This is a genomic window from Lentzea sp. NPDC059081, assembly GCF_042738015.1.
In the GTDB taxonomy this organism is placed as follows: domain Bacteria; phylum Actinomycetota; class Actinomycetes; order Mycobacteriales; family Pseudonocardiaceae; genus Lentzea.
On record NZ_JBHYGW010000003.1, the window covers coordinates 191,794 to 210,235 of the forward strand.

At 69.8% G+C, this 18,442-nt stretch carries 15 protein-coding genes and 1 pseudogene; 10 read left to right on the forward strand and 6 right to left on the reverse strand.

What is annotated here, in order from left to right; all coding sequences use genetic code 11:
* Positions 1 to 1,296: 1,296 nt before the first annotated feature.
* Entirely contained in the window at positions 1,297 to 3,603 is a 2,307-nt protein-coding gene (gene pcrA / locus ACFWV3_RS08440; RefSeq protein ID WP_382409747.1) for a DNA helicase PcrA, read from the reverse strand.
* Between the two features lie 277 nt (positions 3,604 to 3,880).
* On the opposite strand from pcrA, the pseudogene ACFWV3_RS08445 reads away from it, so the two are divergent.
* Positions 3,881 to 4,165, forward strand: a pseudogene (locus ACFWV3_RS08445) (chorismate mutase); the annotation flags it as partial.
* 18 nt (positions 4,166 to 4,183) lie between these two features.
* On the opposite strand, the gene ACFWV3_RS08450 reads toward ACFWV3_RS08445, so the two are convergent.
* The gene (locus ACFWV3_RS08450; RefSeq protein ID WP_382410472.1) at positions 4,184 to 5,236 is read right to left on the reverse strand and encodes a histone deacetylase; all 1,053 of its coding nucleotides are present in this window, start codon (positions 5,234 to 5,236) and stop codon (positions 4,184 to 4,186) included.
* Positions 5,237 to 5,306: 70 nt separating this feature from the next.
* On the opposite strand from ACFWV3_RS08450, the gene ACFWV3_RS08455 reads away from it, so the two are divergent.
* The 6 genes from ACFWV3_RS08455 (at position 5,307) to ACFWV3_RS08480 (ending at position 11,952) form a co-directional block, all read left to right on the forward strand.
* A complete protein-coding gene (locus tag ACFWV3_RS08455; RefSeq protein ID WP_382409749.1) occupies positions 5,307 to 5,636 on the forward strand; it encodes a hypothetical protein in 330 nt (109 codons plus the stop codon).
* Positions 5,637 to 5,736: 100 nt separating this feature from the next.
* Positions 5,737 to 6,630, forward strand: coding sequence for a hypothetical protein (locus tag ACFWV3_RS08460; protein WP_382409751.1), 894 nt, complete (start codon positions 5,737 to 5,739; stop codon positions 6,628 to 6,630).
* Positions 6,631 to 6,802: 172 nt separating this feature from the next.
* Positions 6,803 to 7,615 carry a hypothetical protein gene (locus ACFWV3_RS08465; protein ID WP_382409753.1) on the forward strand — a complete coding sequence of 271 codons (813 nt, stop codon included), beginning with the start codon at positions 6,803 to 6,805 and terminating at the stop codon, positions 7,613 to 7,615.
* A gap of 205 nt (positions 7,616 to 7,820) precedes the next feature.
* Positions 7,821 to 8,690, forward strand: coding sequence for a hypothetical protein (locus tag ACFWV3_RS08470; RefSeq protein ID WP_382409755.1), 870 nt, complete (start codon positions 7,821 to 7,823; stop codon positions 8,688 to 8,690).
* Positions 8,691 to 8,837: 147 nt separating this feature from the next.
* Positions 8,838 to 10,181 carry a serine/threonine-protein kinase gene (locus tag ACFWV3_RS08475; RefSeq protein ID WP_382409757.1) on the forward strand — a complete coding sequence of 448 codons (1,344 nt, stop codon included), beginning with the start codon at positions 8,838 to 8,840 and terminating at the stop codon, positions 10,179 to 10,181.
* Between the two features lie 184 nt (positions 10,182 to 10,365).
* Positions 10,366 to 11,952 (forward strand): serine/threonine-protein kinase, encoded by a 1,587-nt coding sequence (locus ACFWV3_RS08480; RefSeq protein ID WP_382409759.1) that lies wholly within the window; start codon positions 10,366 to 10,368, stop codon positions 11,950 to 11,952.
* A gap of 13 nt (positions 11,953 to 11,965) precedes the next feature.
* On the opposite strand, the gene ACFWV3_RS08485 is transcribed toward ACFWV3_RS08480, so the two are convergent.
* Complete coding sequence (locus ACFWV3_RS08485) at positions 11,966 to 12,868, reverse strand: LysR family transcriptional regulator (protein WP_382409761.1); 903 nt, start codon at positions 12,866 to 12,868, stop codon at positions 11,966 to 11,968.
* Between the two features lie 81 nt (positions 12,869 to 12,949).
* Between ACFWV3_RS08485 and ACFWV3_RS08490 the strand changes: the two genes are divergently transcribed.
* The 3 genes from ACFWV3_RS08490 to ACFWV3_RS08500 all read left to right on the forward strand — a co-directional run bounded on the left by ACFWV3_RS08490 (position 12,950) and on the right by ACFWV3_RS08500 (position 15,930).
* The gene (locus ACFWV3_RS08490) at positions 12,950 to 13,876 is read left to right on the forward strand and encodes a DMT family transporter (protein ID WP_382409763.1); all 927 of its coding nucleotides are present in this window, start codon (positions 12,950 to 12,952) and stop codon (positions 13,874 to 13,876) included.
* A 121-nt stretch (positions 13,877 to 13,997) separates the two neighbouring features.
* Positions 13,998 to 14,417, forward strand: a complete 420-nt coding sequence (locus tag ACFWV3_RS08495; protein WP_382409765.1) for an SsgA family sporulation/cell division regulator — start codon at positions 13,998 to 14,000, stop codon at positions 14,415 to 14,417.
* Positions 14,418 to 14,640: 223 nt separating this feature from the next.
* Positions 14,641 to 15,930 (forward strand): serine/threonine-protein kinase, encoded by a 1,290-nt coding sequence (locus tag ACFWV3_RS08500; RefSeq protein WP_382409767.1) that lies wholly within the window; start codon positions 14,641 to 14,643, stop codon positions 15,928 to 15,930.
* On the opposite strand, the gene ACFWV3_RS08505 is transcribed toward ACFWV3_RS08500, so the two are convergent.
* From ACFWV3_RS08505 to ACFWV3_RS08515, 3 genes are read right to left on the reverse strand one after another with little or no spacing between them, the layout of a single operon-like run.
* Positions 15,914 to 16,504, reverse strand: a complete 591-nt coding sequence (locus tag ACFWV3_RS08505; protein ID WP_382409769.1) for a hypothetical protein — start codon at positions 16,502 to 16,504, stop codon at positions 15,914 to 15,916. The genes ACFWV3_RS08500 and ACFWV3_RS08505 overlap by 17 nt on opposite strands.
* A 17-nt stretch (positions 16,505 to 16,521) precedes the next feature.
* On the reverse strand, positions 16,522 to 17,172 hold the full coding sequence (locus tag ACFWV3_RS08510; RefSeq protein ID WP_382409771.1) for a response regulator: 651 nt from the start codon (positions 17,170 to 17,172) through the stop codon (positions 16,522 to 16,524).
* Complete coding sequence (locus ACFWV3_RS08515; RefSeq protein WP_382409773.1) at positions 17,169 to 18,392, reverse strand: PspC domain-containing protein; 1,224 nt, start codon at positions 18,390 to 18,392, stop codon at positions 17,169 to 17,171. The genes ACFWV3_RS08510 and ACFWV3_RS08515 overlap by 4 nt, the downstream gene beginning before the upstream one ends.
* Positions 18,393 to 18,442 lie beyond the last annotated feature (50 nt).

Consider the following 18,442-nt stretch of genomic DNA (forward strand, 5'->3'; position numbering starts at 1 on the left):
CAGGCTGGATCCGTTACCGGGTCGCCTGGAGTGGTTCTCCGCCGGGCCTATGGGTGGGCGACCTGACGTTCCGGCGGGCCCATCGGGATCCCCAGGTCTTCGGCTCGGCGTTCCAGCGGGCCTCTGGTCACCCTGGGCGTGGCTCTCGCGGGCGGTCGTGGTGGAGGAAGTGGGTTGCCGCCACTCGCCAGACCGAGCACATGTGCTTGCGCCATCTCGGCCCGCACGCCTTGCAGGTCCCGCTCTCGGACTGCTCGTGATGGCGTAGCAGGGTGCGCCAGGCCGCGGTGAGCCGGTGGGTCTCCGGGGATTCCAGCTGGTTGAGGATTGCGAACACGCGTTCGTGGAGCAGGTTTGCCAGCACGTGATCCATCTCGAGCTCTCCCGCCGGGTTGACGACCTCATGCGGATGATTGTGCTCGGGGGGTCTGACAATTTTCGTCGCTCTGGGGTGGTGGCCTGCGCTTCGCTGGGCGGATGAGCGGGCAGACGAGCCTGTGAGCTGTGTGTTCGCCGATTCGGCTGTGGTTTCACCGGTGTTGGTGGTGGTTGTGCGGCCGGACCGCTCTCCCGTTCGGTCCGGCCGCACTTCGCCGCGAAGTTTTGGCCCCCGCCGTCCCTTCGCTCCCCTTGGTCGCCCGCTGCTGTCCCCTGCCTCCGGCCGCCCGAACGGTCGTTGGCTGTGCTGCTTGCGACACCCACATAGACGTACGGATCGGCTGATCGTTGCGCCGATTTTCGGAGATTTTTCTGAGTTCGTCCTTTTGGGTGAAAGGGCTGCTCAGGTGGGGTGTCCTGGTGGGGCCGGAGTCTTGTTTGGCGGGTCGCGGCGGTTTCGTAAGTCGTCTTGTTCGGGTGGCGGGTGCACGTTTGTTGTCCGTTCCCCGTGTTGGTGTTCCCGTGTTGCTGTTGCGTGCTTCCCCTGTTGCGTGCGGGTGGTGCTGTTGCGTGCTTCCCCTCAGGGGCTCTGCCCCCGAACCCCCGCCAATCTGATCGGGGGGCCGGCGCCGTCAGCGGGTTGATGGCACGCCTGTTGAGTTGGGCGGCTTGCTGTTGCGTTGGGGGTGCGGTTCGGGTGGGGTCCCGTCACGAGTCGAGCCAGGAGCTGGCCACAACGAGGTAGGGGTGTCAAATCGCCGAAAAGCGTGGCGATTTGACACCCCTACCTCGTTGCAGCGAGAGCTCGGCACGACTCGTGACGGGACCCCACCGGAACCTTCGTTTCAGGCAGCTCGGCTTCGCCGTCGCCTCGGCTCGCCTTCGGCGTTGCCTGCTTGGTGGCTGGTGTCGGGTCTGTCAGATCTTGGTCATCGGGACGCTGCCGATCAGCATCAGGCGGACTGTGCCGGAGCCGCCGAAGTCGATCGTTGCCGTGGCCCTCAGGCCCGCGCCGTCCACCGCCACCACTCGGCCCAGGCCGTACTTGTCGTGGGTCACGCGGTCGCCCACTTCCAGCTTCATGGCCGGGGCGTCCTTCCAGCCCGGCTTGCCGGGGGCCGGGCGGCTCAGGCCCCTGGAGGCTATGCCGCCCGAGGCTGAGCGGCCCCAGGTCGTGGCCGCTGCGGGGGCTGAGCGGGAGGGTTCCACCCTGCGCCAGTCGAGCAGGTCTTCTGGGATCTCGCCCAGGAAGCGGGAGGCCGGGTTGGCTGAGGGCTGGCCCCAGGCCGAGCGGACCAGGGCCCTGGAGAGGTAGAGGCGGCGTTGGGCCCTGGTGATGCCCACGTAGGCCAGGCGGCGTTCTTCTGCCAGCTCTGCCGGGTCGCCGAGGGCTCGCATGTGCGGGAAGACGCCGTCTTCCCAGCCCGTGCTGAAGACGACGGGGTATTCGAGGCCCTTGGCGGTGTGGATGGTCATCAGGGTGACCACGCCGTCGGACTCGGCGTCCGGGATCGAGTCGGCGTCGGCGACCAGGGAGACGCGTTCCAGGAAGGCCGGGAGGGAGGGGACCGGTTCTGCGCCTTCCGGGAGCTCCAGTTCGGTGAACTCGCGGGCGACCGTCACCAGTTCGTTGAGGTTCTCGATCCTCGTGTGGTCCTGGGGGTCCTCGCTGGCTTCGAGCTCGGCTCGGTAGCCGGTCTTCTCGAGGACCGCTTCGAGGATGTCGGCGACGTCGTCCTCGCGGGCGACCATCTCGCCGAGCTCGTCCATCATCTCCACGAAGCCCGCCAAGGCGTTGCGGGAGCGCGGGTTCAGCATCGGGACGCGGTCGAGGTCGCGCAGGGCCGCGGCGAAGCTGATGCGTTCGCGTTCGGCGTAGGCGCTGACGCAGGCTTCCGCGCGGTCGCCGATGCCCCGCTTGGGGACGTTCAGGATTCGGCGCAGGGAGACCGTGTCGTCCGGGTTGGCCAGGGTGCGGAGGTAGGCCAGGGCGTCGCGGACCTCGCGGCGCTCGTAGAAGCGGACGCCGCCGACTACTCGGTAAGGGAGGCCGAGGCGGATGAAGATCTCCTCGAAGACCCGCGACTGGTTGTTGGTGCGGTAGAAGACGGCGATCTCGGAGTTGTTGACCTCACCGCCGTCGACCAGGCGGTCGATCTCGTTCGCGACGAACGCGGCCTCGTCGTGCTCGTTGTCGGCGACGTAGCCGACGATCTTCTCGCCCTCGCCGAGGTCGGACCACAGGGTCTTGTCGCGGCGGTTGGGGTTGCGGGAGATGACCGCGTTGGCCGCCGTCAGGATGTTCTGCGTGGAGCGGTAGTTCTGCTCCAGCAGAATCGTGGTGGCGTCCGGGTAGTCCCGCTCGAACTCCACGATGTTGCGGATCGTGGCGCCGCGGAAGGCGTAGATCGACTGGTCGGCGTCGCCCACCACGCACAGCTCCGCCGGCGGGATCTCGCCGCCCGCCTTGCCGACGAGCTCGCGCACCAGGGTGTACTGCGCGTGGTTGGTGTCCTGGTACTCGTCGACCAGGACGTGCCGGAAGCGGCGGCGGTAGTGCTCCGCCACGTCCGGGAAGGTCTGCAGGAGCTCGACGGTCCGCATGATCAGGTCGTCGAAGTCGAGCGAGTTCGACTCGCCCAGGCGCCGCTGGTAGACCGTGTAGACCTCGGCGACGCGGCGTTCCAGGTCGTTCGTGGCCTGGGCGGTCGCGGTCTCGGGGTCGACGAGCTCGTTCTTGAGGTTCGAGATGTGCACGGCCAGGGTGCGGGCCGCGTACTTCTTCGGGTCGAGGTCGAGGTCCCTCGCGACGAGCGTGATGAGGCGGCGCGTGTCGTCGCTGTCGTAGATCGAGAAGTTCGACGACATGCCCAGGGTCTTGGCCTCGCGGCGCATGACGCGGACGCACATCGAGTGGAACGTCGACACCCACATCGAGCGGGCGCGAGCGCCCACCATGTCGGCGACGCGCTCCTTCATCTCCGCGGCGGCCTTGTTCGTGAACGTGATGGCCATGATCTCGCCGGGGTGCACGTCCCTCGCCGCGAGCAGGTAGGCGATCCGCCTGGTGAGGACGCGCGTCTTGCCGGAGCCGGCGCCCGCCACCACGAGCAGGGGCGAGCCGGAGTGCTCCACGGCACGGCGCTGCGCGGGGTTCAGGTCGTCGAGCAGGTGGCCCGCGCGGGAAACGGGGGGACTTGAGGGCAAGTCGAACAAGGCGCTCATCGTCCATCCACGGTACCGGGCGGCACCGACAATCCGGCGACGACCCGACCACGTGTTCGAGCGGAGGCCGGTCGGGACGTCCCAACCGGTGGGCTCACCCCGCGTGGGACTTGGCAGCGGACGCGGTGGTTGTGCAACACTGACTTCGTGCGCGCGACGTTCTTCGAGTTTTTCTACGGGATCCGGACTCCGGCTCCCGTGGTCGTCTAGCGCTTTCAAAGCCACCACGAAGCCCCGGAGTCCTCGGACACCGGGGCTTCGCTGCTTCCGGGCCAGGGCTCGAAGAGTCGAGAGGTCATCACCGATGGACACCACCACCGAGCCGGACATCAACGAGCTGCGCCAGGAGATCGACCACCTGGACGCCGAGATTCTGCGCCTCGTGCAACGCCGCATCGAGGTCTCCAAGATCATCGGCGCCGCGCGGATGGCCGCCGGCGGCACCAAGATCGTGCACAACCGCGAGATCGACGTCCTCAACCGCTACAAGCCGCTCGGTCCCGAGGGCAAGGACCTCGCGCTGACGCTGCTCAAGATGGGCCGCGGCCCGCTCGGCAGGTAGGACTCACCCGGCCCGGCGTCACAGCACGCCGGGCCAAAAAGGCTCCACCGCCCGGCGAACGCGCTCGAGGTCCGCGTCGACGAGCTGGACGTCGTCCGGCACGTAGGCCAGCGGGTCCTCGAGCAACGGTTCCGGCAGCCGCAGCAGGCCCTCGACCAGTGCGTGCAGGCACAGCGCCGAGTACCCGCGCAGGTATCCGCCCTCCTGGGTGAGCACCACGCGCGTTCCGAACGACGCGACCCGGCGGCCGATCTCGCGGTACCCGGCCGCCGTGAGGTTGTGGCGGCCGTTGGGGTCGAACGCCGACCCGTCGAACCCGGACGCGCACACCAGTAGATCTGGCGCGAAGTCACGTAGTAGTGGGAACGCGATCTCGTCGAGCGCGCGCATGTACGCCGTGTCGCCCGCACCGAGTGATAGCTCGATGTTCACGTTCCGCCCATTGGCACCCACCTCCGACGGTGCGCCCGTCTGCGGGTGGTTCGTGCCCCAAGCGCCGTGCCGCATGTGCACCGAGATCGTCAACACGTCCGGACGGTCGTAGAAGACCTCCTGCGTGCCGTTGCCGTGGTGCACGTCCCAGTCCAGAACGGCGACCCGTTTCCCTTGCCGCCGCGCGGTTTCCGCCACCAACGCCGCGTTGTTGACGAAGCAGTAGCCGTCGGCCATGTCGGGCTGCGCGTGGTGACCCGGCGGACGCACGAGCGCGTAGGCCAGTGGCGAACCGGACTCCAACGCGGCCAACGCCGTTCCCGCCGCCGCGCACGCCGCACGCCACGTCTCCGGCCCTACGACCGTGTTCACCTCCAGCGCCACACGCTCCGATACGCGCAACGAGTCGAGGTACCCCGCCGTGTGCACGAGCAGAAGTTCGTCAACGGACGCATGCCGCCCCTCGTGCCACCTCAGGTGAGGAGCGACCGGTCCGTGCGTCAGCGCGTGCCGGAACGTGCGCAGGCGCGCGGCGTTCTCCGGGTGCGGTTCGGCGACGTCGAGCCACGGCCAGGAGCCCGGCAGCTCCCACAGACCCTCGCCGGCGTCGTGCTCGAGGCAGTCGTCGTGCCAGAACATGTCCACCCGAATCGGATATCAGGGCGATCACGGATGGTCCACCGGAAAAATCCGCAGGCACACTGGAGGCATGGGCCTCATCGCTGCACTGATCGCCATCGCCGGCCTGCTCGCCGCCTTGGCGCACGACGCTTACCTCGGCTTGCTCGGTTCGGCCGCGAACAAGAAGGGCATCTCCGGAGCGCCCGTCTCGCAGTTCGTCCGCAACCGCTGGAAGACCGCGATCATCACGACCGCCGGTGCCGTGATCGGTCTGCTGATCACGGGCGGCGACAGCGTGCCCGCCGACGTGATCGGCGTGCTCATCGCCGGTGGCAGCGGTCTGGCCGCGCTCAACGGCGTGCAGAAGACGCGCAAGCAGCTGAACAGCGGTCAAGCGCAACTTCCGCCCCGCTACTGAATCCACACGATCGAGTGTCACTCGTCCCGAACACCCCCATTTGGTGAGTTCGGTACCTCCGGACGGACCTACTCTGGTTGCGTCGCAGAGGGGTGTCGGGATGGACGAACTGCCGGGCAAACATCGTCTCGCCGACGGTGCCGCGCTGTCGCATGAACCACGGCCACATGAACCATGGCCGCACGAACCACGGCCCGACGCGCGGCACGGCGCCGGGGGTGACCGGATCCCGCTGCCCCGCGGCCGCGAGATCGACCCGCTGCAGGACACCGACGGGCTGCGGAAGTTCAACATCGGCATGGTGCCCGCGTCGGTCACGCCGCCGCGCACCTGGAAGCGCGCGGCCTGGTTCGCCGTCGTCTCGTCGGTGCTCGTGCTGGTCGGCCTGAGCGTCGCCGCGGCCAAGCTGGTGGGCAGCAACACCGACGCCGACCCGGTCGGCCTGCCCGGCTACCCGTCGGACGTGCCGCTGATCTCGCAACTGCCCACGGGCGCCACCGCCACCCCGTCGGCCACCGGCACGCGCCCCTCGGCCGCGAGGACCGGCCAGGGCGCCCCGGTGCCGGGCACCGGCCCGAGCAGGGCACCCGGCACCAGCGGCCCCGCCTCCACGACGGGCGCGAAGCCGTCCGGCAGCGCGCCGCCCGTCATCACGACCGTCCCGGTCACGCAGGCCCCCGTCGTCGACGGCACCCAGATCGCCCAGAAGACCGAGGACTTCTACCGCGAGATGGCGACGAACGCCGACACCGCGCTCGCCCTCACCACGGACACCGTGCGCGTGAACGCCGACGCGTTGCTGGAGGGCAGGCTCGCGGACATCTCGCTGATCGAGGTGAAGGAGATCGCCGTCGACCCGAGCAAGGGCCTCACCGTCAGCCTGCTCCAGGTGACGAAGAAGGACGGCTCGGTCAGCACGGAGAAGCGCGAGCTCAGCTTCACGCTCGGCGACCTGCCGCTGATCAACGGTGAACGGTTGAAGCCCGGTGGCTGACGCGGCTCAAGGTCACGGCCGGAGCTACCGAACGTAGTAGGTAGGACCTTTGAGCGATTCCAGAGCACCGTTGACCGCCACGAACGGATGAACTCCGCCCAGGGACTGGCATCGTCGGGCAAGACCACGGTACGTCTTCAGATGACCACGGACAGTACGGAGGGCGAGACCAGTGCAGCGTCCCGCGACGACCGGCCGGCGGCACACCCGCACCGGGTCGATCAGCGTGGCTGAGCTGATCAAGCAACAGCCGATCCGCATCCCGTCCCACGACGAGGCCGCGACCGACGCCCTGGTCACCTCACTGCTCGGCCCGACCGAGAACATGACCGCCACGACGGCCGTCATCCCCGTGGTCCCCGGCCGCCGCCGTCGCGCGAAGAGCACCCGCCTCGCCAAGGCCGTGGGCCTGCTGACCGGCGCGGCCGTGCTCGTCGGGTCCATCGCGGGCGCCGCGGTCCTCGCGAGCCAGCGCCCAGCGAACTCCGGCGTCCCCTACTCCGAGCGGCCCGTCGCGCTGTCCGGGTCGAGCGCGCTGCGGCCGGACGTGCTGTCCGCCCAGCTGCCGAACGAGCGCCCGCCGCTGCCGAGGACGCACGCCGCGCCGATGCCGGAGCCGTCGACCCTCCTGCTGCAGCAGACCGCGGAACCGGCCACGCCGGAGGTGTCGGTGGGCCCGCAACCGCAGGTCGACGTGGTCAAGCGGTTCTACGAGCTGCTCACGACGAAGCCCGGCTCGGCGGCCAAGCTGCTGTCGCCGGAGCTGGTCGGTGCGAACCCGGAGGAGTTCGCCGACGCCTGGGGAATGATCAAGACGGTGAACGTCGACCAGACCTCGGTCCGGCCGGACGGCTCGGTGCTCGCGGTCGTCTCGATGCAGGAGCTCGACGGCAGCTGGCTGCGCGTCGAGCAGCTCTTCCGGCTCACCGACACGACCCAGCCGCGGATCATCGGCACCGAGGTCCTCTCGGCGCAGCGGAGTTAGGCCCGGCTGAACGGTCGCACCCCCGCGAATCGCCGTTCGCAGTCGAACGGTGACCGCTCGTCGCGAAAACCCGGTTTCGGACGTGAAAATTCCCCCGAAGGGGTTACATCTCGGGTCACGATTCGGTATCCATGTTCCCGCCAGTGCGCATACGCGAACTTGGAAGGGTGAACGAGCGGTGTCGATTGAGGACCATCGTCGGCGGTTGACCGGGTCGGCGGAGTCGACCGGGCAGCTGTCCGTCGCCGAGCTGATCGCCCGCCGCGAGGCGGAAACCGTGGAGATCCCGGTGATCACCGACGACATCACCCCCGAGGCGTTCGAGCCGACGGTCAAGTTCAAGCCCGTCAAGGCGCCGGGCGGCAAGGTGAAGAAGCAGCCCATGCGGGAGCTGCACATCACCGAGCTGCTGCGCCGCGAGGGCAGGGCCGACGACACGCAGCGCGGCGGGTTCACCGTGGGCAAGCTGGCCGTCGCGGCCAGCGGTGGCGTGGTCCTGTGCGGGTCGATGGCGTTCGCCGCCTCCTCGCTGCTGTCCTCGCCGGACGAGCGCCCGCTCGCCGAGGTGCGGTTCGACGAGCGCGCCCAGGCCCGTGCCGCGAGCGCCGGCACCGAGGGCGGTGTCGTGAAGCTGCCGTCGAACAAGACGCAGCAGGCCGACGCGACGGAGACGCAGGAGACGGAGACGTCGTCGGCGAACCCGACCACGCGCGTCGCGCCGTACGTCCAGACCCAGGCGCCGCAGCCCAAGCAGACGCAGACCCAGCAGCCGACGCAGACGCAGACCTCCGAGACGCCGCCGGCCGCGAGCACGCCGACCACGTCGACGGAGACGAGCCAGCCGTCCACGCCGCCGTCGACCGACACGCCTGCTCCGCCGACCTCGACGTCCACGTCGAACGCGGCCACCCCGCCGAGCAGCAGCACGCCCTCCACCTCGAACCCGCTCCCCACGCAGACCAACCCGGTCGACGTGAGCGTGGACCTGGGCCTCCTCGACCCGGTCCTCAACACCGTCGGCAGCACCGTCGGCGACGTCGTCGGCGGGTTCGACTTCTTCACCCCTGTGAACTGACGTACGACGGGTAGCTCAGCGGTGGCCCTCGACAGGTACCCTGTGCGGGCGATTCCGGACGACCGCTGACTACCGCACGAGGAGCACGAGCGTGGGACCTGCTGCCGAAGCCGCAGTCACGCTGTCGTGTGAGGCCGGGGTGGTCCTGTGACGACGTCCGACACCTCGGACGGCCGCCTGATCGCGGACCGCTACCGCTTCCTCGACCGCATCGGCTCAGGAGCGATGGGCATCGTCTGGCGCGCGCACGACGAGCGCCTCGGCCGTGAGGTCGCGATCAAGCAGCTGCTGCTCGCGCCCGGCCTCGACGAGGCCGAACAGGACGAGGCCATTCAGCGCGCCATGCGCGAGGGCCGCATCGCCGCCAAGCTGCACCACCCGAACGCCATCGCCGTGTACGACGTCGTCGAGGAAGACGGCGTGCCGTGCCTGGTGATGGAGTACCTGCCGTCCTACAGCCTCGCCGACGCGCTGGCCGAGGGCGGGCCGATGGACCCGGTCGAGGTCGCGCACATCGGCGCCCAGTGCGCGGCGGCGCTGGCCGCGGCGCATGCGGCGGGCATCGTGCACCGCGACGTGAAGCCCGGCAACGTGCTGATCGCCGACAACGGCATCGTCAAGATCACCGACTTCGGCATCTCGCGGGCCTCCGACGACATCACGGTCACCAAGACCGGCCTGATCGCCGGCACGCCCGCGTACCTCGCGCCGGAGATCGCGCGCGGCCAGGACCCGACGCCGGCCTCGGACGTCTACTCGCTCGGCTCGACGCTGTTCGCCGCGATGGAGGGCGAGCCGCCCTACGGAGTGAGCGAGAACACCCTGGGTGTGCTGCACGCGGTCGCGGCCGGGCGGATCAACCCGCCGACCATCGACCACCCGCTCGCCGACACGCTGCTGTACCTGCTCAACTTCGAGCCGGACGACCGGCCGACGATGTCGCAGGCGCGGGACGTCCTCAACGCCGTCGCGCACGGCCGGTCGCCGTCGTTCAGCGGCCTGCCGGTGCCCGCGGGGCCCGACCCCACGACGTTCGTGGAGCCCGAGCGGACCCGCGTGGTCCGTCCGGCGGCGGCCGCGGTGCGCACGTCACCGCCGCGGACGGCGCCCCCGATGGCACCCGCGCGCACCCAGCAGCCGGACAACCGGCCGTTGGTGATCGCCGCGGTGGTGCTGGCGTTGTTGCTGGTCATCGGTGGCCTGATGGTCGCGCTGGGCGTCTTCAACAAGGAGAACGAGACGCCGTCCGCGCCGCCGCCGAGCTCGTCGTCGGTGGTGCCGACGACCTCCCAGGTCTCGCAGCCCGAGGTGACCACCACCACGGCCGAGGCAACGACGACGCGCGAAACGACGTCTAGCACTACGACCACCACAACCACTACGACCACCACGACTACTACTACGACGACTACGACCACGACTACAACGACGACGACCACAACGAAGCCGCCGGTGAGTTCAAGCGGACCGCCGCCACCGGCTCAGGGTTAAGCGTCATTACTCCGTCGAAGTCTCGTATGGTGGGTACCCGCACTGTTGGGTGATCTGAACCCAGAGGTGTGATGAGCCGTTGAACAGAGAGCAAGTGACCGCACAGCGGGGAGCAACTGTGACCGACGATGGCCGCCTGGTCGCTGGTCGCTACCGATTGAGCCAGAGAATCGGTAGTGGCGCCATGGGCGTCGTCTGGACAGCGCACGACGAACGTCTGCACCGCACCGTCGCGGTCAAGCAGCTGCTCTTGCAGCCCGGACTCGCCGAAGCCGACACCGACGAAGCCAAGAGACGCGCCATGCGCGAGGGCCGCATCGCCGCGCGCCTGCAGCACCCGCACGCGGTGGCGGTCTACGACGTGGCCGAGGACGACGGCCAGCCGTGGCTCGTGATGGAGTACCTGCCGTCGAAGAGCCTCTCGGGCGTGCTGTCCGAGCGCGGCACCCTTCCGCCGCGCGACGTGGCGTCGATCGGCATGCAGGTCGCCTCGGCACTGGCCGCCGCGCACAACGCCGGCATCGTGCACCGCGACATCAAGCCCGGCAACGTGCTGCTCGGCGACGACGGCACGGTCAAGATCACCGACTTCGGCATCTCGCGGGCGACCGGTGACGTCACGGTCACCGCGACGGGCATGCTCGCCGGCACCCCCGCCTACCTCGCGCCCGAGGTCGCCAAGGGCTACGACCCCGGCTCGCCGTCCGACGTGTTCTCCCTCGGCTCCACGCTGTACGCGGCGATCGAGGGCGAGCCGCCGTTCGGCCTGAGCGAGAACACCATCGCGCTGCTGCACAAGGTCGCGTCCGGCAAGGTCAACCCGCCGCGCAACGCCGGTCCGCTGACCGCGCTGCTGATGCGCCTGCTGCGCGCCGAGCCGGAAGACCGCCCGACGATGGCCGAGGCCCGCGACGCGCTCGCCGCCGTCGCGAACGGCCAGGCCGCTCCCGCCTTCACGCCGGCCGTGGTCGCCCCGACGCACCCGCCGTCGTGGCGCGGCGCCCCGGTGCAGCAGCCGCAGCCGCAGCAGGCCGCCACCAGGGCCCTGCCACCCCAGCAGACCCCGCCGCCGCCCAACGCGACGCGCGTGGACCTCCACACGCCTCCGCGGGCCGTGCCGAGCCAGCAGCAGCACCAGCCGGCGCCGCAGAACCGCCGCCCGGCCGCGGCGCCCCAGTACTCGCAGCGCCCGAGGCCCGCCTCGTCGCTCGCGTCGTCGGTGAAGAACAAGAAGTCCACCGTCTACACCGCGCTCGCCATCGTGGCGGCGGCGGTGATCGGCATCATGTTCGCGAGCATGATCTCGAGCGGTGGCGACGACGACAACACGAACAACAACGCCGGTTCGAACACCTCGGTCCAGCAGACGCAGGGCGGCAACAACACCAAGCAGTCGACGCCGCCCAAGTCGTCGGGCAAGGCCGGCCAGTGGACCACGCAGCCGCAGCCGTCCGACATGCAGGACTTCCTGAAGGACTACTTCGGCACCGCTCCCGGCTCGCCGGACGACGCCTGGGCGATGGGCAACGGGAGCTTCCAGGGCTCCTACCCCGGCGGCAAGAGCGGGTTCGACACCTTCTGGAACGGCATGAAGGAAGCCAAGATCCTCAAGGCGACCGAGGTGTCGGGCTTCTACTGGGAAGTCGACGTCGAGTACACGAAGAAGGGCGGCGGCAAGACCACGGAACGGCGCGGCATCTCGTTCCAGTGGGCGAGCCCCAACCTGCTGCTGAGCAGCGACAAGTCGCTCGGCGCCGCTCAGGGTTACTGAGGGAACGCGCGGGTCAGCTGGCCCGCGCGGCCTTCTCCAGCGCCTCCGCCAGCGAGAGCACGGCGGGGTTCCACGAGGCGTCCTCGCGGTAGACGACGTGGATGTGCCGCACCGGTTCGGGATTGCGGACCTTGCGCAGGACGACACCGGGGTGCGCGTAGCCCAGCCCGAGCCGCGGGATGACGGTGACGCCGAGCCCGGCGGCCACGAACCCTTGCGCGGTCGCGTAGTCGTCGCTCTCCACCGCGACCTTCGGCGAGAACCCGGCACCCGCGCAGGCGTTCTTCACGAGGTCCGCGCACGGTCCGGAGGCACCGCAGTCCGCGTTGATCCACGGCTCGTCGGCCAGCTCTCCCAGGTCGAGCACGCGCTTGCGGGCCAACGCGTGGCCACGCGGCAGCACGGCGTAGAACGGGTCGGCGAGCAGGAGCCGCGCGACCATGCCTTCGGGAGCAGGGGCGTCGGCCTCCAGGACGGTGATCGCGACGTCCGCGCGGCCCGCGGCGAGCTCCTCGAACGGGTCGTACGGCTCGGTCAGCTTCAGGTCGAGCTCGACGCCCGACCGCTCGGCCCGGAACGTGGCCACCGCGGGTGGCACGAGAGCCGCTCCCGCCGTGGCGAAGTAGCGGACGCGCAGGGTGCCCGCACAGCCGTTGCGCAACGCCGTCAGGGCGCTCTCGGCCTCGGCGAGCTGCTCGGCGAGGCGGGCGGCGTGCTCGGTGAGCAGACGACCGGCCGCGGTGGGCCTGATGCCCCGGCCGACCCGTTCCAGCAACGGCAGCCCTGCCTGCTTCTCCAGGCCCGCGACCTGCTGCGACACCGCCGACGGGGTGTAACCGAGGTTCGTCGCGGCCGCGGTGATGGACCCGGTGCTCACGACGGCCCGGAGCACCTGCATGCGTCGCACGTCCAGCATGCCTCGACCTTACAGCGCTGCTTAAAGGTTCTGCACAACAATTAAATTGTATTCACGTGTTGCTGGGCGCATGGTGAACACGTGAACCAACGCGGAACCTTGATCAGGATGGGCGTCCTCGCCCTGTTGTGGGGATCCAGCTTCCTCTGGATGAAGCTCGCGCTCGGGAGCCTCGCTCCCCTGCAGATCTCGCTCGTGCGCACGTTCTTCGGCGCGATCGTGCTGGTCGTCGTGCTCGCCCTGGCGAAGATGACGCTGCCGCGCGACCGCCGGATCTGGGGCCACATGCTGTTCGTCGCGCTGTTCGGCAGCGCGATCCCGTTCACGCTCTTCGCGTTCGGCGGCCAGACGGTCGACTCGGGCGTCTCCGGGGTGCTCAACTCGACGACCCCGCTGTTCGCCCTGGCCATCGGCCTGCTGCTGGGCACGGAGAGGATCAGCAACCTGGTCAGGATGCTCGGCCTCGGGCTCGGCTTCGCGGGCGTGCTGCTGATCTTCGCGCCGTGGCAGGCGGCCAACAGCATCGCGAGCTGGGGCGCCGTGCTGTGCCTCATCGGCGCCGCGAGCTACGCCGTCGGCTACTCCTACGCCGGCCGTCACCTGGTCAACACCGGTGCGACCTCCACCCAGCTCGCCGCCATGCAGCTGACCACCGCGATGGGGATGCTGCTCCTCGCCACGCCGTTCGGCGGCCTGCAGCCGCTGCACCTGCACTGGGTCGGCGTCGTCGCCGTGATCGTCCTGGGCGTGTTCGGCACCGGCGTCGCGTTCATCCTCAACTACCGCGTCATCGCGGACGAGGGCGCCACCACGGCGACTACGGTCGGTTACCTCTTGCCCGTGGTCTCGGTACTCCTCGGAGCGATCTTCCTCGGGGAGCAACTCAACGCGAGGGTCGTCATCGGCATGGCCGTGGTCCTGCTGGGCGTCGCGCTGACCCGCCGGCAGCCCGTCGCGGCTGGTCAGGACGTCTCACCAAACGAGACGCGCGACCTGGTCAAACGCTGAGGGGTGAGACGCAGGTCTCCCCCAGAAGGATGGTTCCGCGTCGAATCGCGTCCTTACCGGGCCGGTTGGCCGTCTCCTCTTTGTGAGCGGACATGGAGACCGGCCTGGGAAGGACATCGACATGAGCAACGAGAACCTGAAGGTCAGCAAGCGAACGACTTTTCACCTGCTGGCCCCCGGCGCGGCGCCCGCACCGGTCGAGGCGGAGCTCGTCTACGACCCGGAGGACCCGTACGCGGTCGCCGTCGTCTTCTTCACGGGCTCCGGCCGCGTCGAGTGGATGTTCGCCCGCGACCTGCTGGCCGACGGCCTGCTGACGCCGTCCGGTGAGGGCGACATCCTGGTCCGCCCCGCGTCCGACGACCCGGAGCGCGTCCTGGTCGAGCTGAACGCGCCGACCGGGTTCGCCATCCTCAGCGCGGTCGCCGAGGACGTGGCGGAGTTCCTGGACGCCTCCTACGACGTCGTGCAGCCGGGCGAGGAGGACCTGTGGATCGACTTCGACCGGGAACTGCAGAAGCTGGTCTCGACGATCGACTAGGTCCTCGGGTGGCCCGACGGGCGCGGGACGAGGTGCGCGGCAGCTCGTCACCGGCGACCACCTGAGACGCGGTGTCCACGTCGGGGGCAACGACGAGGACATGCACCACCACCAGCGGGTTCAGCACACCAGTCCCCACCGGTGAGCCGAGCGGGAGCGATCTGCGCCACCCTCCTGCGGAGAACCCGGGATGTACTTCTCCGCGATTGATTAGTCTCGTGGTGTGACGACCATCGGGAATCGCTACACGCTGCTGGAGCGCATCGGCAGCGGAGCGATGGGGGTGGTCTGGCGGGCACACGACCAGGTGCTGGCGCGCGAGGTCGCGGTCAAGCAGCTCATCACCGGCGACCACCAGCGGGCGATGCGGGAGGCGCGCAACGCCGCGAGGTTGCACCACCCGAACGCGATCGCGGTGTTCGACGTCGTGGGCAGCGACCACGAAGAGCCGTGGATCGTCATGGAGTACCTGCCGTCACTCAGCCTCTCGGCGCTCATCGCCCAGAGGGGCCCCCTCAAGCCGGCTCACGCGGCGAGCATCGGCGCCAAGGTCGCCTCGGCGCTGGCAGCGGCGCACAACGCGGGCCTCGTGCACCGCGACATCAAGCCCGGCAACGTCCTGATCGGCCACGACGGCACCGTCAAGATCACCGACTTCGGCATCTCCAAGGCCGCTGGCGACGGGACGATGACCGAGACCGGCATGATCGCGGGAACCCCCGCCTACCTCGCTCCCGAGGTGGCGCGCGGCGACCACCCCGACGCGGCGTCCGACGTGTTCTCCCTCGGCGCCACCATCTACTCCGCCATCGAGGGCGAGTCGATCTACGGGCCCAGCGACAACAGCTTCGGCCTCCTCTACCGGGCCGCCAGCGGTCAGCTCCGCGACCCGAAGAACGCGGGCGAGCTCACGCCGTTGCTCACGCACCTGCTCTCGAACGACCCGAAGGACCGGCCGACCGCGCAGGAGGCCGCTCACCTGCTGGCCGAAGGACCCCAGCCGTCGCAACCGCTCGCGATCCCCGGACCGCGCGGGCCCCGGCGGCCGAACACCCGGATCCTGGTGATCCTCTCGGTCATCGGGGTGCTGGCGGTCGGCGGTGGCGCTGCGGCCGCGTACTGGAGCGGTACCCACGGCTCGGGGAACCCGGTCAACGAGTCCCAGTTCCCCGGTGGGTCCCAGGTCCAGTACTTCACGGCGGACGAGGCGCTCGTGTTCACGGAGGACCACTACGCCCGGTTGCCGAGCACCGACGTCGACACGGCCTGGGAGGACTTCCGCTCCGATGCGCGGGAGCCGAAGGCCGACTTCGTGAAGCGCTGGAAGAACTACGCCTCGGTCCGGTGCACCCGCTCCCAGGTCCCCGTGCGTTCGAACGGACCGGACTGGGTCGTCACCGTGAACCTCACCCTCGTCACGGACATCGGCAAGCAGCGCGACATCGTCGTCGAGGTGTCGGTCGCCGCGGTCGACGGCGCGATGAAAATCTCCAATCTCAAAGAAATAGGCTGAGCAGCCAGAAGCTGCCGCCACCCACGACCACGCCCATCGCCGTGCCCCCGAGCACCTGCCCGGTCGTGTGGTCACCCAGCTCGACCCGCGACCACGTCACGAGCGCGGCGGGCAACGCGAGCAAGAGCCACCACGGCCCGTAGACGACCGCCAGCGTCACCACGGCGGCCCACGCGACCCCGGCGTGCAGCGAGATCTTCCACTTCAGCCCGAACGTGATCGCCATGCTGACGACCAGCGACGCGAACATGCTGCCCGCGAGCGCGAGCACGTTCCCCGGAGCGTGGCCCAGCACCATGATCACGGTGCCGGCGGCCAGCGACGCGCCCGCCGTGACCAGCGGGACGAGCCTGCCCTCGCGGTTCGTGACGTGGTGGCCGTCCCACCGGCCCTTGCGAGCGCCGCGCACGATCACGGCCATGGGGATGACCGACGCCGTCAACGCGACGACGAGCCCCCACAGCACCGTCCTCCACAGATCTTCCGTCGCGGCCGCGACAGCGAACGGGAGCAACACCACCCAGACCCACGGTGCCAGCACCTCGGTGGCACCGCGGGCGATCTTCTCGATCAAAGTCCCCCCAGGACCCTTCAGACCAGTCTGCGATCCGTGGCCCAGCGGGAGAGCTCGTACCGGTTGGAGAGCTGGGTCTTCCGCAGGACGCTCGACACGTGCGTCTCCACCGTCTTCACGCTGATGAACAGCTCCGACGCGATTTCCTTGTAAGCGTAGCCACGGGCCAGCAGCCGCAGGACGTCGCGTTCCCGCGGGGTCAGCAGGTCGAGCTCGGGGTCGCTGATCGGCGCGGCGCCCGGCCGGTCGGCGAACGCGTCCAGCACGAACCCGGCGAGCCGCGGCGAGAACACCGCGTCGCCCTCCGACACCCGCACGACCGCCCTGACCAGCTCCTGGCTGGAGATCGTCTTGGTCACGTAGCCGCGGGCACCCGCGCGGATCACGTTGATGACGTCCTCGGCCGCGTCGGAGACCGACAGGGCGAGGAACGTGACCTCCGGGATCTTCGTGCGGATCTGCCGCAGCACCTCGGCACCGCCGCCGTCGGGCATGTGCACGTCGAGCAGCACCACGTCCGGCTTGTGGTGCGCGATCCCCGCGACCGCCTCGCCGACGCTGCCCGCCTCGCCGACCACGTCCACCTCGTCGGTGATGTTGTCGAGCTCCGCGCGCACTCCCGCGCGGAACAACGCGTGGTCGTCCACCAGGAACACCCTCACGCTCACGTCCTGGCCTCCGTCTTCCTCGGCATCTCGAGCTGCACCTCGGTCCCCTCACCGGGTGCGGTGCGCAGTCGCACCTGTCCGCCGTGCCGGTCCATCCTCCCCCGGATGCTGCCCGCGAGGCCATGCCGGTCCTCCGGCACGCTCTCCGGGTCGAACCCCTTGCCCCGGTCGCGCACGAAGACCGTCACCTTGTCCGGCTCGATCTCCGCGTAGACGCTGACCTCGGCCACGCCGGCGTGCTTGGCGGCGTTGACCATCGCCTCCCTCGACGCCTGCACCAACGCGAACATGCCGTCCTCCAGCTCGCAGTCCCCGACCACGACCTGCGACACGGCGATGGCGAAGCCGTCCTCCACCTCCGCGCACGACTGCGCGATGGCGCCGCTGAGGGTCGCCGGCTGGTCGCCCCCGTCCCCGACCTCGCGGCCGTAGAGCCAGCCGCGCAGCTCCCGTTCCTGGCTGCGGGCCAGGCGCTTGACCTCGCGCGGCGACTCGGACTGCTTCTGGATGAGGGCAAGCGTTTGCAGCACGGAGTCGTGCAGGTGGGCGGCGATCTCGGCGCGTTCCTCGGTGCGGATGCGCGCCCGGCGTTCCGCGTCCAGGTCCCGCACCAGCCGCATCCACAGCGGCACGGTGAGCACCGCGACACCGATCAGCGTGGCGAGGACGGCCAGCGCGACGCTCGGCAGGTTCTGGATCGAGTCGTTCGACACCAGGAACGCGGCGACCCCCGCCGCGACCAGTGCCGCCCCCGACGCCGTCCGCACCACACCCGTCTTCTTCCCCGCCCCGAGCGCGCCGTCCTTCCAGCGACGGCGTTGCGCCTCGTCCGCCTCGCGCCACACGACCGCGGCGCCGACGAGCGCGACGGCGATCGGGCCGGTCACCCAGCCGCTGGCCGCGTTGCCGAGCAGGCCCGTGAAGACCGCGACGCCGAGCCCGAGCGCGGCGAGGCCGATGGCCTGCTGCCACTCCTTGCGGTCCTTGTCGGTCTCCGGCTCCGCCACCGCGGACTGCGGGACGAACATCCAGAGCAACGCGTAGGCGATGATCCCGACCCCGCTGAACGCGGCGAACACGGCGAACACCGCGCGCACCCAGAAGACGGGCGCGCCGAGGTGGTCCGCCAGCCCGCTCGCGACGCCCGCGACCACCCGGCCGGTGCGTCGACGGCGCATCGGCTCAATCCGTGCACTCACCGGACGATCGTCACACGTCACGGCGAGTTGTTCATCAGGGATGACCCCGGTTCCGTTATTCAGGGCTGTTC

Excerpts from the sequence above, each read along its gene's own strand:
- pcrA (WP_382409747.1), bottom strand. The coding sequence starts at position 3,603 with ATGAGCGCCTTGTTCGACTTGCCCTCAAGTCCCCCCGTTTCCCGCGCG.
- ACFWV3_RS08450 (WP_382410472.1), bottom strand. The coding sequence starts at position 5,236 with ATGTTCTGGCACGACGACTGCCTCGAGCACGACGCCGGCGAGGGTCTG.
- ACFWV3_RS08455 (WP_382409749.1), top strand. The coding sequence starts at position 5,307 with ATGGGCCTCATCGCTGCACTGATCGCCATCGCCGGCCTGCTCGCCGCC.
- ACFWV3_RS08460 (WP_382409751.1), top strand. The coding sequence starts at position 5,737 with ATGGACGAACTGCCGGGCAAACATCGTCTCGCCGACGGTGCCGCGCTG.
- ACFWV3_RS08480 (WP_382409759.1), top strand. The coding sequence starts at position 10,366 with ATGGGCGTCGTCTGGACAGCGCACGACGAACGTCTGCACCGCACCGTC.
- ACFWV3_RS08485 (WP_382409761.1), bottom strand. The coding sequence starts at position 12,868 with ATGCTGGACGTGCGACGCATGCAGGTGCTCCGGGCCGTCGTGAGCACC.
- ACFWV3_RS08495 (WP_382409765.1), top strand. The coding sequence starts at position 13,998 with ATGAGCAACGAGAACCTGAAGGTCAGCAAGCGAACGACTTTTCACCTG.